We start from the raw sequence: 16,802 nt of genomic DNA, 5'->3' as shown, positions 1-16,802 counted from the left end.
CACATGTGCATTTGTAGAAATCACAATAATAGTGGCAGTGGCCTTGGAGTTCCGCTAGTGACAGAGATGCGCGTCACATTGCATGGTTGGGGAAGCAAAAACCTCGAACTCAGCAAGGAGCGCATGATGGCCAATTTACGAGTCGCCGTAGACGTCGGAGGTACCTTCACCGATGTCTGCATCTTCGATGAAGAGACCCAGGAAATGCGGGTCACGAAGGTCCCTTCCACTCCGCACGACCCCATGCTAGCCGTGATGGGAGGCGTCGAACGAGCCAAAATCAATCTGGCCGATGTCTCCTTGTTCTCCCACGGAACCACCGTAGCTACAAACGCACTCATCACCCGCAAGTTCCCGGCCGCGGCCATGATCACCACCCAGGGTTTCCGCGATGTCATTGAAATTCGCGACGGCACCAAGGACGATCTTTGGGATGCTTACAACGACGTTTCTGGTCCCTACATTCGCCGCCGTGACCGCTTCGAGGTCGCTGAGCGCATCGATTTCTCCGGAAAGGTCGTCACCCCGCTGGACGAGGTCGAGGCCCGCCGCCTCGCAGCTCTGTTGCGCAAGCGAGGAACCACAACAATTGCCGTGTGCTTCATCAATTCCTACGCGAACCCCGCCAACGAAATTCGGATGCGCGAAATTCTCCAGGAAGAGCTTCCCGGGGCCACGGTCTCCGCCTCGGCCGAGATCCTGCCCGAAATCTTTGAACACGACCGATTCAACACCGCTGTGTCTAATGCAGTACTTGCCCCCTTGGTGACCGGTTATGTAGACCGGCTGGCCGCACAACTCAAGGACGGCGGATACACCGGGGATTTGCTCCTGCTCCACTCCGGTGGCGGGTCAATGACCCCGCGGATGGTCAAGCGCTACCCCGTGAGACTGGCAGCCTCCGGTATTGCCGCCGGAGCGATCGCAGCCAAGCATGTGGCCCAACAATGCGGCTTCGAAGATGCCGTTGGACTGGATATGGGTGGTACCTCCACCGATATTTGTCTGGTATCTGGCGGCGAATTGCGTATCACCAAGGAGTGGCAGGTCGAATACGGGCATCCGATTGTCTTCCCATCGATCGAGGTCCTGACGATTGGGGCCGGTGGTGGGTCACTGGCCCACATCGATATCGCCGGCGCACTGCGCAACGGACCGCAGTCGGCAGGTGCTGCTCCGGGTCCCGCCTGCTACAACTCCGGCGGCGACCAGCCCACCAACTGCGACGCGAATGTGGCGTTGAACCGTCTCGGAACGTCGTTGGCAGGCGGCGCCAAGACTCTGGACCGCACGCTTTCCCTCGAGGCCATTAAGCGCGTCATTGCCGAGCCCCTGGACATGGAATTGGCCGAGGCGGCATATGCCATCCTGCAGGTCGCCAACGCCAACATGGCCGATGCGGTGCGCCTGATCTCGATCCGCCGCGGCTACGACCCACGCGACTTTGCACTCATTGCCTTTGGCGGTGCAGGTGCACTACACGGTGCCGAAGTGGCCCGTGAACTGAACATCCCCACCGTCGTGGTCCCGGCCAATCCCGGTGTCACCTCCGCCCTGGGCTGTCTACTGGTTGACATACGGCATGACCTCTCGGCAATGTTTAGCGGATTGGCTTCCGAGACCGATCCAGGCGAGATCGAAGTCCGGTTTAAGACACTAGAAAAGGAGGCTTCCTCGCGCCTGCGCCATGAAGGGGTGAACGACGAGAATGCCGTGCTGAAGCGCGAGATTTCCATGCGATACGCAGGTCAGTGGCGATCACTGTCAGTGCCCATCGGTACGGGGCGCGGCGCCCTGGAAACGGCGATAGAAACCTTCCATCAGGAACACGAACGTGAGTTCGCGTTCCGGCAGGACGATCAGCCGGTCGAGATCTACCAGTTGCTGCTTAGCGCCATCGGCAAAACACCGAAGCCTGCCTTCATCCCGGCCACCGAGCTGAACGCCGATCCGGGGGAACCTGTCTCCACCCGCGAGGTCTACTTCGGCAACACCGGCTGGTTGTCCACTCCCGTCTACGACCGCCGCCGTCTCCCGGCCGGTGCCACGTTCTCCGGTCCGGCGATCATTGACCAGCTCGATTCCACCACCGTGGTTCCCCCGCGAACGACCGCCGAAATCGACGGCTGGGGCAATATCCGCATCCACCTTCACGATCTTCCCTCAAGCAAGGAGTCTTAGTCATGACCGATACACTCGTTGCCCCAGACGCCCTGGCAACCTCTCCGACACGTCCATCACTGGATCCGGTCACCTTTGAGGTGCTGAAGAACGCGTTCGCCACGTCGGTTGACTTGATGAGCGAACAAATCCTGCGGACCTGCTACTCGTTCGTCATCTATTCGCGTGATTTCTCTTCCGCCCTATGCGATGCGTCCGGAAACACCGTGATGCAGGGTTCCGGTGACATTGCGGTGCATGTGGGCACCTTGCATTTCCAGTGCAAGGCCGTCATCGAGGAGTTTGGCACCGACATCCACCCCGACGACGTTTTTGCCATCAACGACCCGTACCGCGGCGGTACCCACTTCAACGATGTTTCGTTCATCCGCCCCATTTTCGCTGACGGCGAGGTCATTGCCTTTGCCCAGAACAAGGGCCACTGGGCCGACATCGGTGGCAATGTCCCCGGCTCTTTCGACGTAAACGCCAAGGAACATTTCGGCGAGGGCTTGCGCATCACACCGGTGAGGATCTGGTCCAAGGGCGTGTTCCTGCACGACGTCGCCCAACTGCTGGTCTCCAACACCCGCGCGCCGCGGCAGGCCATGGGCGATCTGCACGCCCAGTCCGAGGCCACCGCAGTCTGCGAGCGCGAGGTACATCGCTTGGTCGGCAAGTACTCCAAGGACACAGTGCTCGCGGCCATGCAGGAAACGCAGGACTACGTGAAGCGGACCGTGTTGCGACAGCTGGAGTCCCTTCCCCAAGGTGAATGGGAAACCACCGACTACATCGACGTGGATCCGGGCAAAGGCGAAGGTCTCGTGCCAATCAAGATCAAGCTCAAACTTGACGGGAACGGCATCCATTATGACCTCTCCGGATCAGCTCCAGCGGTGGCAACGTTCCTCAACTCCGGCTACGGCACCACCCACTCGGCCATCTACGCCGGCACCAAAACCTTCTTCCCTGATGTGCCGCTGAATTCAGGCTTCTATGCCGCGGTCCAAGCAGAGATCGGCCCGGAGGGTACGGTGGTCAACGCCGGATGGCCGTTCGCGGTCACCGGGTTCTGCTCCGGCCCTTACGAGAAGATCATGAACGGGATCTTCGAGCTGTGGAGCCAGATCATGCCGGAACGCGCCATGGCGTGCGCGTTCAATCTCGAATACCTGTTGGTAGGCGGCAAGGACGCGCGGACCCCGAAGAACGAGTACTTCATGTGGTACGACTGGATGGCCGGCGGCTGGGGCGGACGTGCCACCAAGGATGGTTCTAGCGCTACGGCTCCGGTGTTCGGCCCGGGCCTAGCCGTGCAACCGGTCGAGGGGCAAGAACGACTCTCCCCTGTCTTGACGACCCGGCACGAGATCGCCATGGACTCGGCCGGCCCCGGCCGCTATCGTGGCGGCCTGGGAATCGAAAAGGGCGGGATGCTTACCGATGCCTTCGACACCGTCATGAGCTATTGCTGCGACCGTGCCCGCTCCATCACCTGGGGCATCGAAGGCGGCTTGCCCTCAATACCGCACGGAGTCTGGCTGAACAAGGGCACCGCGGAGGAACGCTACCTTGGTTCCAATTTCTCCTCCGTTCCCGTGCAGTCGGGCGATACCTTCACACGCCCCTCCGCCGGAGGCGGCGGATTCGGCGACCCGTTACTACGCACCCCCGGCGAAGTTCGGGAGGACGTCATTGACCAGTATGTCTCGATCGATCGAGCAGCCAAGGACTACGGAGTGGTGATCCGCGAGATCGATGCAGAGCTCGACGAGTTCGAGATCGACGAGGCCGCCACGACGACGCTGCGGGCACAGATCCGCGCCGCGCGGAACGGATGGCTTACCGAGGATCCGCATGTTGTCGCGGAAAACTACCGCAATGGCACCACGGACATGCTCGATGTCATTCGGAGGCACGGCGTCATCCTGGACTGGGGCACCGGCGAGCTATTTGAAAACACCACGGCTGAGTACCGGCAGCTGATGGCGCGCCGCTCTTCCTCACACTGGGTCTAGCCACTTGCATGCACACGTGCTAGGAGTGCGGAACGCCTGTCGATTCGTTCACTCCTGGCCCGGCACCGCGCCCAAGGGCCATCTGATTTCCAGGGGGTACCGCCGGCAAAGATGCGGGCGGTAGCGTCCCCGGAAAATAGAACGGGAATTCGATAGGCTCCCGTTCCGACCGCTAACGAGCGGCATTTGTTCGACATGCTTCGCCGGGCACCGACCAGTGCTCGGTCGAAATTGCACCTTATTCCTTGTCACACTCGCCTGGCACCAAGCACGCACGGGTTCGACCCGATGCCCTGCCGTGCCCGTTTTTCAGGAGAAGTCTCGTGTCAACACAATCAACGGCTGAGAATACGGTCCCAGAAAACAGGAAGATGAGCGCGGGCTCACTCTCTATGGCTTGGTACGGCCTGGTCTCGGCCATGTTCTTCATCTACATCGGCGCCTCACTGGCCCAGGCCTACGGCACCATCGATACCCTCATAGGGCTGTCCATCACGATCGTCATCTACGGCGCCATCAACCGGGTCCTGGCCGGATATGCTTTGAAGCATTCCTTAACCGTTGCCCAGTTCTCCCGCACCCTGCTCGGCAGCAAGGGCGCATTACTGGCCACACTGGTCTTTGCCGCCACCGCCATCTACTACGCAGTCTTCGAGGGCGCCATCCTCGGCTACGCCTTCCAGGCCCAGTTCGGCGGACCCATCCAGCTTTGGTACGCATTGGTGGTGCTGTACACGATTCCGCTCATCGCCGGTGGCATCCAACGCTGGCTGGACAAGATCAACGGCTGGCTGCTTCCCATCTACTGGGGCGGGCTGATCACCGCGGTCGTTTGGGCGTCCATTGCCCATTCTAACGGCAGTGCCTGGCTCACGCACTCAGCAGGTTCGCTGTCGCTCGTTGCTGGCGGGCCCGGCTGGCTGGCCACCTGCGCCGCCTTCATGGGCGTGTGGATCCTGATGATGTACACCATGGACTTCGCTGCACTTGGGCGCGCAAAGGACGTGAAGTTCCACCAGCGTTACACTTTCGGCTGGCTCTTCTACACCCTGGCCTTTGGCGTCAACTCACTGATCGGCATCTACCTCACCTTCACTATTCCCGGCGCGGAGGCCACCGAGACCGGTGTTGCTGGCGCCTTGGTCCAGCTCATGGGCCCGCTGGGCCTGCTGGTGATCTTCGTGTCCCAAACTCGCATCAACACCGCGAACTATGCGCTGGGTATTGCCAACCTTCGTGAATTCGGAGAGCGAGCCCTGCGCCTGAGGTTGCCGTCGCTGGCTTGGGTCGGGATCGGTGCGCTTATTATCTACCTGTTGATGCTGCTGCCGGTCGTCAAGTACCTCTTGTTGGCCCTGTCATGGCAGGGGGCGCTGGTCACCGGCTGGGTGGCGATCGCGCTGGTACACATCTTCGTCCAGGAACGGCGCGGCGGCATCGTGCCGGACGGGTCGCTTCCGGACTCTGCATTCCCTGCGCTCAACCGAGCCGGGGTCGCTGCGTGGGTCATCTCGGCCGTTGCCGGAATCACGCTTATCCAGTCCGGCAGCGCGTGGGGCTCGAACATCGGCTCGCTGGCCACCCCGATACTGGCGGCACTGATTTATGCGGCACTGATTCGCGTTTCCCAGGCACGAATAGGCGATTCCACGGCGAAACTCGTCAAGCACTAAAGTCCTGCCACTTACTCAACGCAGTGCAGCCGGTGTACGGAGCCCTCGTCGGTTCCGTGCACCGGCCCCACGTCACCCGTCCCAGTGGCCCGTTGCGCGCCGCAGGCACCCGGTCTAGGTCCGGCCCAACCCGCGCCAGAGCAAGGCCACGTGCAAAGAGGTCCGCGACTCGGCGTCATCCAGGCTGACGCCGAGCTTGTCCTCCAGCTTTTCGAGCCGGGCGTAGAGCGCCGGGCGGCTCAGGAATCCGGTGCGGGCCAGTGCCGACTTGTTGCCACCGTGCTTCAGGTACAACCCGAGCAGCTCGAGTCCGGGCTCGTCCAGCGGGTCCAGGATGCCCGCCAATTCCGCCTCGGCAAAGGACTTCAGGCGCGTGTCGGCGTGCATCAGCGCGAGCAACCCGCGCAGCCGCACGTCGGCAAAGCGGTAGAAGGGCCGGGCACGTGTGTCGAAGGTTGCCACCGTCTCGGCGACCTGGATGGCTTCTTCCAGTCCGTGGGCTGCTTCCTTCGCGCTGCCCCTTCCCCGTCCCACCCCCACCGACCAGTCGACGGATTGCTGGCCTTGGGCCAGCTGCCGGCAGATCCGCTCCAGCAGGGGCTCCTCGAGTTGCCTGGCACCCACGCCCAGCACCATGCCGACCTGGCCGCTCTGCAAGCTGGCGGACAGCGATGTTGCCCTGGCCGATCCCACGACGTCGTTGAGTGCGTCAAGCAGTGCGCGTTCGCGCAATTGCACCTCGGTTGGCGTTTGCCCCTGGCGGTCATCAAGGCGGAAAACGACCGGGACGTAGTGCGGGGACTCCGCAAGCCCCAGTGCTCCGGCACGGATCATCACCTCGTCAGTGCCCAAGGCATGGGGCTGGCGCAGCTCGTGCAGCAGGCCGGCACGGGCTTGGTGCAGCAGCTCCTTTTGGTCCCGCCCGGCCAATCGGGCAATGGACAGCGTCTGCCCCGCGCGCTCGAGCACCATGGCAGCGTCCTCGTCGTTTCCCAGCTGCCTGGGAACAACCAACCGCCCCCAGCGCTGACCTTGGATTCCCACCGGGGTCTGCAACCAGCTCTCCTCCCCCGCCCCGCGCCCCGTGGCCTCCAGGTAACCGACCCGACGCGAGCGTTCGGGCCAATGTGCAAGCAGCCCGGCGTCCCGTTGCGGTCCGGCGTCGAAGCCCAGGACCAGGTGCGCCACGTCCTCCAGCACCACCGGGGCACCGATGAGTTCGGCTGCCCGGGACACGATGCCTTCCTCCGTCGCGTTTTGCAAGCTCAACGCGGTGAACACCTCGTGGATCATCCGGGAGCGTTCCAAGGCGGCAAGCTGGTCCGAGACCAGCATGCGGTGAACCACCTCGGTGATCTCGACAAAGCGCACCCGTCGCTGCAACAGGATGACAGGGAAGTCGCCTTGCCCTGCAACCCGACGCAGCGCGGCGATGGAGCCCGGTTGGTCCACGGCCGCCCCGGCGGCAACCAGCTCGACAATAAGTCCCGACGCTCCCGCAGCCTGAACTTGTGAGACAAAGGCAGCCACTCCGGACCCCGCTTCGCCGAAGGCCAGCCCGGTGGTCAGCACCAGTTCCCCACCGGAAAGCAAATCGGCCAGATCGGGGGTTTCGGCCACGTGCACCCAGCGCACGGGGTTGCCCAGCATGTCCGCACCCCCCAACACTTCGGGCTCCCCCGCGGCTACTGCAGGCAATTCAAGGACCCTTGCAATGCTCAGGGTCCCGGCAACGGCAGGCTTTTGGCGACTGGCGACTGTACTCATGGACACAGTGTATTGCTTTTAGACAAAGAGTTGACAGGTTGTCCATATCCCAGGTGTGTCCCGCGCTACACAATGGATTCAGCAGACCATTGCCCCGCCTTGAAAGGAACCCACACACCATGCAGACACTCTCCCACTGGATCGACGGAACCAACCTCGAAGTCCCGGCCGATTCCCGTTTTGCCGACGTGACCAACCCGGCCACCGGCAAGGTGTCCTCCCGCGTTGCCCTGGCCTCGGCCGACACGACCGCCGAGGCCATCGCCGTGGCCCACGCCGCGTTCCCGGCCTGGCGCGACACCTCGCTGACCCGCCGCTCGCAGATCCTGTTCAACTACCGCGAGCTGTTGAACAAGCGCAAGGGCGAGCTGGCCGCCATCATCACCGCCGAGCACGGCAAGGTGCTCGACGACGCCATGGGCGAGATCGCGCGCGGCCTCGAGGTCGTCGAGTACGCCTGCGGCATCCCGCACCTGGTCAAGGGCGGTTACACGGAAAACGCCTCCACCAAGATTGATGTGCACTCCATCCGCCAGCCCTTGGGCGTCGCCGCAATCATCTCCCCGTTCAACTTCCCGGCCATGGTGCCGATGTGGTTCTTCCCGATCGCCATCGCGGCCGGCAACTCCGTGGTCCTGAAGCCCAGTGAAAAGGACCCGACAGCGGCCCAGTGGATGGCCGAACTGTGGAAGGATGCAGGCCTTCCCGACGGCGTCTTCAACGTGGTGCACGGCGACAAGGAATCGGTCGACACGCTGTTGACCGACCCGCGCGTCGCCTCGGTCTCCTTCGTCGGCTCGACCCCCATCGCCCAGTACGTCTACGCGACCGGCACGGCACACGGCAAGCGCGTCCAGGCCCTGGGCGGGGCCAAGAACCACATGCTCGTCCTCCCCGACGCCGACCTGGACCTGGCCGCCGACGCAGCCGTCAACGCCGGCTTCGGAGCCGCGGGCGAACGCTGCATGGCCATCTCCGCGCTTGTCGCCATCGACTCGATCGCCGACGAACTGGTGGCCAAGATCGCCGAGCGCACGGCTACCCTGCGCGTGGGCGACGGCACCCGCGGCTGCGACATGGGCCCGCTGGTCACCGCGGCGCACCGCGACAAGGTCGCCGGCTACATCGACGCCGGCGAGGCCGCTGGAGCCACCATGGTGCTGGACGGCCGGCGCGTGAACCCGGACGCGGAGGGCGAGGGTTTCTTCCTGAACCCGACCCTCTTCGACAACGTCACCACCGACATGTCCATCTACACCGATGAGATCTTCGGCCCGGTCCTCTCCGTGCTCCGCGTCGCCTCCTTCGAGGAAGGCATCGAGACCATCAACTCCAACCCGTATGGCAACGGCACAGCCATCTTCACCAACGACGGAGGTGCTGCACGCCGCTTCGAGAACGAGATCCAGGTAGGTATGGTTGGAATCAATGTGCCGATCCCGGTACCGATGGCCTACTACTCCTTCGGCGGCTGGAAGAACTCGCTCTTCGGCGACACCCACGCCTACGGTGCCGAGGGCATCAACTTCTTCACCCGCGGCAAGGTCGTCACCTCCCGCTGGCTGGACCCCAGCCACGGCGGCCTGAACCTCGGCTTCCCGCAGAACGCCTAGGGCCTCGAGAATCCCGGAAAGGGGTACCCCCATGAGCATCGATGTGAGCACCGAAACCATCACGCCCGAGCAGATCGCCGCCGGCGCCCGCGCCCACGAGCTGGACCGCAAGCATGTCTTCCATTCCTGGCAGGCACAAGGACCTTTCGACCCCATGACCATCATCAAGACTGAGGGTTCCTGGGTCTGGGACGGGGAGGGCAACAAGCTCCTCGATTTCTCTTCCCAGCTGGTCAACACCAATATCGGCCACCAGCACCCGAAGGTCGTCGCCGCCATCCAGGAGCAGGCAGCACGGATCTGCACCATCGCCCCGCAGCACGCCAACGACGCCAGGTCGGAGGCCGCGCGGCTGATCGCCGAACTGACCCCGGGGGATCTGAACAAGATCTTCTTCACCAACGGCGGCGCCGACGCCAACGAACACGCCATCCGCATGGCCCGCCTGCACACCGGCAGGAACAAGGTCCTGTCCGCCTACCGCAGCTACCACGGCGGCACGCACCTTGCGGTCAACGTCACCGGCGACCCGCGCCGCGTGGCATCCGACAACGCCACCGACGGGATCGTGCACTTCTTCCCGGCCTACCCGTACCGCTCCTACTTCCACTCCACCACCGAGGCCGAAGAGACCCAGCGCGCCCTGCGCCACCTGGAGGACACCATAGTCCTCGAGGGCCCGGGCACCATCGCGGCCTTGGTGCTGGAATCCATCCCGGGAAGTGCCGGCATCTACATGCCGCCGGCGGGCTACATGGAGGGTGTACGGGAGCTCACCACCAAGTACGGCATCGTCTTCATCGCCGACGAGGTCATGGCCGGCTTCGGTCGCGCCGGCCAGTGGTTTGCCGTCAACCACTGGAACGTGACCCCGGACCTGATCACCTTCGCCAAGGGCGTGAACTCCGGCTACGTGCCACTGGGCGGCGTGGCCATTTCCGAGGCCATCTTCGAGACCTTCCGCGAACGTCCCTACCCGGGCGGGCTGACCTACTCGGGCCACCCGCTGGCCTCGGCCGCCGCGGTGGCGACCATCAACGCCATGAAGGATGAGGGCCTGGTGGAAAATGCCGCACGCATCGGGGCGGACATCATCGGTCCGGCACTGCGTGAGCTGAAGGACAGGCACCCTTCCGTGGGAGACGTGCGTGGCACCGGCTGTTTCTGGGCAGTCGAACTGGTCACCAACCGCGAGACCCGCGAGCCGATGGCACCGTACGGCGGATCCTCGCCGGCCATGGCCGCGGTGACCGGTGCCTTGAAAAAGGCAGGCATGTTGCCGTTCGTGAACTTCAACCGCGTCCACGTGGTCCCGCCGCTGAACATCACGGACGAGGATTTGCGTACAGGGCTGGCCATGCTGGATACGGCCCTGAGCGTCGCAGACACGTTCGTCGAGGCCTAAGAAGCCCCTGCGAACATGCACCACGGCCGGTGGCCGTGTCCCGAGGATTAGATCCGCGGGACACGGCCACCGGCCGTTAAGGGGCAGGTAACGCCGCCTTGCCTTCGGCGTGACGAGTACCGGCCGGAGTCGCCGACAAAAACCGGCGGGCAAGCATCTTCGCGCTGGCCCGCCGGCGCGAAGCGAATTCCCGGGAACTTTCAGGTTGCCTAAAGGTCGCCGCCGCGGCCCACCCTGGCGTAGACCGCAGGGTGGCTGCGGCGAAGGCGGAAGGCCCACAGCACCCCAAGGATCCCCGGGACTATCACAAGTGCCGGCAGCAGCCATCCCAGGATGCTGGCTTCCTCCAGCCCGATCAGCACATCGAAGTTCACCACGATTGCGCCGAACAGAACCGTCAGGCTCACCCCGGCGAGCAGCGGTGCCACCTGTGCGGCCCACGGACCGAGTCCGTGCGGCTCGGTGCGGAAATATCCGATGACGGCAAAGGAGGTCAGCGCCATAAGCATGACCAGGCCGAAGGCACCGGTGTTCGTGAGCCAAGTGAAGAGGGTGAGCACCGGGAACATCACGTCCTGCCCGGCGCCGACGACGGCGAAGACGACCAGGACCACCAAGGCCAACACCGATTGGGCCAAAGAACCGGCCATCGGGGCATGTGTACGGGGATTGGTGCGGGCGAGTACCCGTGGCAGGACTCCCTCGCGCCCCAGCGAGAACAGATAACGGGCCACCACGTTGTGGAAGGCGATCAGGGCGGCGAGCAGGCTGGTTATAAAGAGCACGTTGCCCAAATCCACGAACCAGCCCGGGGTGTGCTCCGCCAGGAAGACAAACATCAGATCGGGCCCCATCTCGGCCGACCTGCCCACGACCGCACTGTCTCCCTCTCCCACGGCCATGGCCCAAGCGGAAATGGCGTAGAAAACCGCGATGATTCCTACGGCGATCAGCGTGGCACGACGAGGGGTGTTCTTGGGATCCTTGACCTCTTCGCCGTAGATCGCCCCGGATTCAAAGCCCATGAAGGCAGCGATGCTGAAGGACAGGGCCGCACCGATTCCCGCAGTGAACAGGCTCCCCGGTTCCAAGGACTGGGTGCTGATTCCCTCGGGGGCGACCCTGATGGCCAGCACGTCATACACGATGACCACGAGGAATTCGCAGGCCACGACGATGCCCAGGAGCTTGGCCGAAAGGTCAACCTTGTTCACCCCAAGAACACCAACAACGGCCCAGCCGATCAGGGCACACGCCCACCATGGGAGGCTCAGCCCGAAGGTGCCGGCAAGGAACGATGACAGGGCAAAGCCGAAGAGTCCGTAGATGCCGATCTGCATGGCGTTGTAGCTGATCAACGCGACCCAGGCCGCGCCGATACCGGCTGCCTTTCCCAGACCTCGGGCGATGTAGGCGTAAAACGCCCCGGCATTGTGCACGTGTTGGCTCATGGCAGTGTATCCAACGGCGAAGACCAACAGGACGATGCCGAGGACGATAAAGGAAAGCGGGATGCCCAGCACTCCGGTCACCGCGTAGTTGCTGGTGACACCGCCGGCGACAACCGTCAGCGGTGCCGAGGCGGCGATGATCATGAAGACCAGCGCGGGTACCCCGAGTGTGCGTTTGCCGAGGCTCGGGGCCTCGGTGATGCGTGGATCGGTGGATGCAGCCATGGGAAGTTCCTCCTTGAAGCGTCTTTCCTACAAGCGTGCGCGAACGTATCCATTTGGTGCTTGGCTTTGCGTGAGCGCCTTTTGGCGAACCGTGCAGCGTTGTCTCCGGACGCCTGATCCGAGACCTTGGCGTCGCTAGCTTTGGGCCCTGAAAGCCGAGGGGGAACTGCCATATGCGGCCCGGAATACCCTGCTGAAGTGCGCTGCGTCAGGCAATCCCCAACGCGCCCCCACTGCTCCCACCGGCACGTGGTGTTGAAAGGGGTCACTTAAATCGCGTTTGCATTGCTCCAGCCGTCGGGTGCGAATCCACTCGGAGACGGTGTGGCCGGACTGGGCGAAAATCTTATGCAGACTGCGCAAGGAGATGTATTGGGACCCTGCAATGGATCCCGGGCACAATTCGGGATCGGTGAGGTGCTCATCGATGTAGGCCTGGATCGAACGGAATTGCCGGTGATGCCCATCGACCGCGAGTTCGTCGTGTTCGTGGAGTTCGGCCGCGAGCAACGTACCCAACAGGTCCACGGCATTCGCGGCCAGCCGATGTCCGACGGGACCCTGCAGCTGGGGCAACAGGCCCGCCAGCTGCCCCAGGAAGGGGTTGATGGCCCGACCCAAGGGATGTTCGGCGCCGATGGCGGTGGCTGTCATCTCACGGATTTGGGCAACCGGCAGTCCCAGCTGCTGCTGGGGAAACATGAGGACGAGGGTCTTGAATTCCTCCTCGAACATCAAGGTGTAGGGACGCTGGGTGTCATAGATCGCCAGCTCCCCGGGTCGAAGCAAGGTTTCCCGCCCGTCCTGCAGCAGGATGCCATGCCCGCTGAGCTGCAGGTTGAGCTTGAAGTGGGGGTGGTCCCCAGCGGCCAGCAGGTCCTCGGTGCGGCGCACTGCGTGTGCCGTGGCCTCGACCTCCATCACCCCCACGGAACCGAACTGGTTGCCGGCAATGCTGCCGGCAAAGGAGCCGGCCCGTACCGGCTCGGAAGTGAGCGGAACGAAGGCGCTGGAGACAAGGGCCTTCCAGTCTCCGAAGGAATCAGCGTGCTGTATCTGGTACATGAGCGATAGACCTTTCCCCAATTTCGGCCACGCCCCTCGGTATCGACAATCGGGAGGGAGGTGAACGGCGTCACATTCCAGCCAATCTACGCGCAAAAATTCCTAAAGTCACGTTTTTTCTCTGACTGTAGGTTTTAAAGCAGGGACGTTGCTCAACCCGTGCGCAGCAGACCCAGGTGTTGTTCCAACTGAGCTCGCAATTGGCTCGGATCGTTGAAGCCCGCATCAAGCACTGCCGCTATCTGGGATCCCAACAGGAAGGTCAAGAACGATTCCGCCGCGACCATTAGATCCACATTGCCACGCAGCGAACCCTCATCCCCCGCCTGGGCAATCCACCCCCGAATCCAGTTGCGCCACTGGAGCATGGCTTCGTCATTGAGCGCGGCGAATTCTGGCTCATGGATGGCGACTTGCCAGAAAGGGATCACGACCCGGGCCTCGTCCAGCCGGTCCGCATCCAGTGGCAGGACCTCCGCGGCGAAGGCTCGTAGTGCCGACAGGCCGGCCAACCCTTGGGTTGAGGTCGCGATCCGAGAGTTGGTACGGCCAAAGACGTGGCTAAAGGTAGCCCGAATCAAGCTCGCCCGCGTGGGAAAGTATGGTTTTAATGCGCCATTTGCAAAGCCTGCTTCGGCCGCAATATCGCGCAAGGTCACACCGTCAAAGCCGCGGCGGGCAATAACCTTCCACGTAACCTCAACAAGCTCGAGTCGGCGAGCATCGTGATCAACAATCTTTGGCATGCAACCCATCCTACGGATCACTCCGCCAACCTTTGCGCACCACCCGCACCAACCCCCACCCCTTGCCACGGTGAAGAAACGCGGTTATTCTCTACAATCAGAGAATAAAAACGTGGTGCACGTCACCGGCACCGGTAATGCACGTCTCCTCCCACATTCCCTCGAAAGGGCAACGCCATGACCCCCAGCAACGCGATCGCCGAAAACACCGACCTCGGTGCCTACGCACTTGCCACCGAACAGGAAATCGCACTGGTGCGCACCATCCTGTCCGAGAACGGCCACTTCCCGGATTCGGCCCGCGTGGCCTACCTGGGACTCGAGGATCCTCGCCGGGACGCGACGGAGATCGATCGCCGGTTCCGGATTTTCATCCTCGACACGGCAGGTGCCAGGCCCAAGGACGTTGTGGTCTCGGTGACCAACCGCATTATCGAGTCGGTCATCGAACTGGACACCACCGCAAGCGGCGAGCTGCCGGTCCTGGAAGAGGAATTCGAAGTCGTCGAGCAGCTGCTTGCCAAGGACCCTCGATGGCTCGAGGCCCTGGCCAAGCGGAACCTGGACGTGAAGAAGGTGCGCGTTGCCCCGCTCTCGGCCGGCGTATTCGAGTACCCGGAGGAATCAGGCCGCCGCATCCTGCGCGGACTGGCCTTCGTGCAGGACCACCCGGAGGATTCGGCATGGGCACACCCCGTGGATGGTTTGGTCGGCTACGTGGATGTGGGCAACCGCAGCGTGGACCAGGTCATCGACCTGGGCGTCGTGCCGATCCCCGCCGAGCACGGCAACTACACCGACCCCGAACTGACCGGCCCGCTGCGCACCACGCAGAAGCCGATCTCCATCACCCAGCCCGAAGGTCCCAGCTTCATTGTCACCGGCGAGAATCATGTGGAGTGGGAAAAGTGGAGCCTGGATGTGGGCTTCGACGTGCGCGAGGGCCTGGTGCTGCACAATATTTCCTTCGAGGACAAGGGCGCCCCGCGCCGCATCCTTAACCGTGCCTCCATTGCGGAGATGGTGGTCCCCTACGGCGACCCGTCCCCGGTGCGCAGCTGGCAGAACTACTTCGACACCGGCGAGTACCTGGTGGGCCAGTTCGCCAACTCGCTCGAGCTCGGCTGCGACTGCCTGGGCGAGATCCACTACATCTCCCCCGTGGTCTCCAACGCGCGCGGCGAGGCCCGCACGATCCGCAACGGGATCTGCATGCACGAGGAGGACTACTCGATCCTGGCCAAGCACTCGGATCTGTGGAGCGGCATCAACTACACGCGCCGCAACCGCCGCCTGGTGATTTCCTTCTTCACCACCATCGGCAACTACGACTACGGCTTCTACTGGTACCTCTATCTCGACGGAACCATCGAGTTCGAGGCCAAGGCCACGGGCATCGTGTTCACCAGCGCCCTGCCCGACGGGGAAACACCGTACGCCTCCGAGCTGGCCCCGGGCCTCGGCGCCCCCTACCACCAGCACCTCTTCGGGGCACGCCTGGACTTCGCCCTGGACGGCGGCCCGGGCCGCGTCGAGGAGGAGGACGTCGTGCGGGTCCCGACAGGTCCGGAGAACCTGCGCGGCAATGCGTTCTCGCGCAAGCGCACGGTCTTCACCCGCGAATCCGAGGCCATCCGCGATGCCGACGGCACCAAGGGCCGCACCTGGGTCGTCTCAAACCCCGAATCGAAAAACCGCCTCGGCCACCCGGTGGGCTACAAGCTGCACCCTCAGGGCAACCCCACGCTGCTGGCCGACGAGGGATCCTCGATCCACCGCCGCGCCACCTTTGCCTCGAAGGCGCTGTGGGTCACCCCGGCCACCGAGGGCCAGCGCTACCCGACCGGCGACTTCGTGAACCAGCATGCCGGCGGTGCGGGGCTGCCCGAATGGGTCAAGGCTGACCGCAACATCGACGGCGAGGAGATCGTTCTGTGGCACACCTTCGGGCTCACCCACTTCCCGCGCCCGGAGGACTGGCCCATCATGCCGGTGGACACCGTGGGCTTCAAGCTGCGTCCCGAGGGCTTCTTCGACCGCTCGCCGGTCCTGGATGTCCCGGCCCCGGCAACCGGCAAGTCCTGCCACTCTTAGGCGGCATGCCATGATGACGAATCTTGCCGGTGCCCCCGCCGCGTGGCCCGCGCCGCGGATCGGGGCGAGCGTGCGTACCCGCGCACCCCGGGCCCCGGCGCCGGTGCTCTACGCGCGCAGCGTTGCCGCCCTGGCCGTGGCAATGGGCGTGGGGCACCTGTGGATCATGGCGGTGTTCCCCCACGGGCCATGGGTGGCCACCGTCCTGGGTGCCATGGTCATGTTGTGCCTCAAGTGCGCGCACCGGGCGTGGAACAAACCGGCTGCCCTGGTCGAATTGCTGGCCATGTCCGCGCTCATGGCCCTGGCACACACCTTCATGGCCCTGGGCATCCCGGTGCATGTCCACGGCGGCGATGGCCCGGTCGCGGCAGCTACTGCCGGCCCGGTCGCGATGCTCGGCGTCGCCGCGGCCGAGCTGGTGCTGGTCATGCTCTGCGGGATCGGCATGCGGCTGGGTGACCCGCGCATCACCCCCGGCGGCCACGGCGCTCACAGTTAAGCTGCAGCCGATCCTCCGTAACCGGGCGGGGGGGGGGGGGGGGGGGGGGGGGGGGCCCCCCCCCCCCCCCGGGGGGGGGG

Annotated in this window: 11 protein-coding genes; 7 read left to right on the top strand and 4 right to left on the bottom strand. The window is 63.8% G+C overall.

From position 1 onward, the window contains the following. Window positions 1–126: 126 nt before the first annotated feature. The 3 genes from ACIPUB_RS11335 (at window position 127) to ACIPUB_RS11325 (ending at window position 5,854) form a co-directional block, all read left to right on the top strand. The gene (locus tag ACIPUB_RS11335) at window positions 127–2,181 is read left to right on the top strand and encodes a hydantoinase/oxoprolinase family protein (RefSeq protein ID WP_310292072.1); all 2,055 of its coding nucleotides are present in this window, start codon (window positions 127–129) and stop codon (window positions 2,179–2,181) included. A 2-nt stretch (window positions 2,182–2,183) separates the two neighbouring features. Then, a complete protein-coding gene (locus tag ACIPUB_RS11330; RefSeq protein ID WP_310292070.1) occupies window positions 2,184–4,181 on the top strand; it encodes a hydantoinase B/oxoprolinase family protein in 1,998 nt (665 codons plus the stop codon). Window positions 4,182–4,552: 371 nt separating this feature from the next. Then, window positions 4,553–5,854: a purine-cytosine permease family protein gene (locus ACIPUB_RS11325; RefSeq protein WP_407607466.1), complete on the top strand. Its 1,302-nt coding sequence runs from the start codon at window positions 4,553–4,555 to the stop codon at window positions 5,852–5,854. Between the two features lie 114 nt (window positions 5,855–5,968). Here the strand turns inward: ACIPUB_RS11325 and ACIPUB_RS11320 are convergent, their stop codons facing one another. Further along, entirely contained in the window at window positions 5,969–7,621 is a 1,653-nt protein-coding gene (locus ACIPUB_RS11320; protein WP_407607465.1) for a PucR family transcriptional regulator, read from the bottom strand. A 119-nt stretch (window positions 7,622–7,740) separates the two neighbouring features. On the opposite strand from ACIPUB_RS11320, the gene ACIPUB_RS11315 reads away from it, so the two are divergent. Then, a complete protein-coding gene (locus ACIPUB_RS11315) occupies window positions 7,741–9,234 on the top strand; it encodes a CoA-acylating methylmalonate-semialdehyde dehydrogenase (protein ID WP_407607464.1) in 1,494 nt (497 codons plus the stop codon). A gap of 31 nt (window positions 9,235–9,265) precedes the next feature. After that, window positions 9,266–10,639: an aspartate aminotransferase family protein gene (locus tag ACIPUB_RS11310; protein ID WP_407607463.1), complete on the top strand. Its 1,374-nt coding sequence runs from the start codon at window positions 9,266–9,268 to the stop codon at window positions 10,637–10,639. Between the two features lie 209 nt (window positions 10,640–10,848). On the opposite strand, the gene ACIPUB_RS11305 is transcribed toward ACIPUB_RS11310, so the two are convergent. From ACIPUB_RS11305 to ACIPUB_RS11295, 3 genes are all read right to left on the bottom strand, one after another. After that, the gene (locus ACIPUB_RS11305; RefSeq protein ID WP_407607462.1) at window positions 10,849–12,315 is read right to left on the bottom strand and encodes an APC family permease; all 1,467 of its coding nucleotides are present in this window, start codon (window positions 12,313–12,315) and stop codon (window positions 10,849–10,851) included. A 135-nt stretch (window positions 12,316–12,450) separates the two neighbouring features. Next, window positions 12,451–13,380 carry a helix-turn-helix domain-containing protein gene (locus tag ACIPUB_RS11300; RefSeq protein WP_407607461.1) on the bottom strand — a complete coding sequence of 310 codons (930 nt, stop codon included), beginning with the start codon at window positions 13,378–13,380 and terminating at the stop codon, window positions 12,451–12,453. A 152-nt stretch (window positions 13,381–13,532) separates the two neighbouring features. Further along, a complete protein-coding gene (locus ACIPUB_RS11295; protein ID WP_407607460.1) occupies window positions 13,533–14,126 on the bottom strand; it encodes a TetR/AcrR family transcriptional regulator in 594 nt (197 codons plus the stop codon). Window positions 14,127–14,303: 177 nt separating this feature from the next. Between ACIPUB_RS11295 and ACIPUB_RS11290 the strand changes: the two genes are divergently transcribed. Together ACIPUB_RS11290 and ACIPUB_RS11285 are read left to right on the top strand one after the other, a co-directional pair. Beyond that, window positions 14,304–16,220 carry a primary-amine oxidase gene (locus tag ACIPUB_RS11290; protein WP_407607459.1) on the top strand — a complete coding sequence of 639 codons (1,917 nt, stop codon included), beginning with the start codon at window positions 14,304–14,306 and terminating at the stop codon, window positions 16,218–16,220. 10 nt (window positions 16,221–16,230) lie between these two features. Further along, window positions 16,231–16,722: a hypothetical protein gene (locus ACIPUB_RS11285; RefSeq protein WP_407607458.1), complete on the top strand. Its 492-nt coding sequence runs from the start codon at window positions 16,231–16,233 to the stop codon at window positions 16,720–16,722. Window positions 16,723–16,802 lie beyond the last annotated feature (80 nt).

The sequence above is a fragment of the Paeniglutamicibacter sp. ORCA_105 genome, assembly GCF_045798545.1.
Lineage (GTDB): Bacteria > Actinomycetota > Actinomycetes > Actinomycetales > Micrococcaceae > Paeniglutamicibacter > Paeniglutamicibacter sulfureus.
This window is presented reverse-complemented; position numbering and strand designations above follow the sequence as displayed.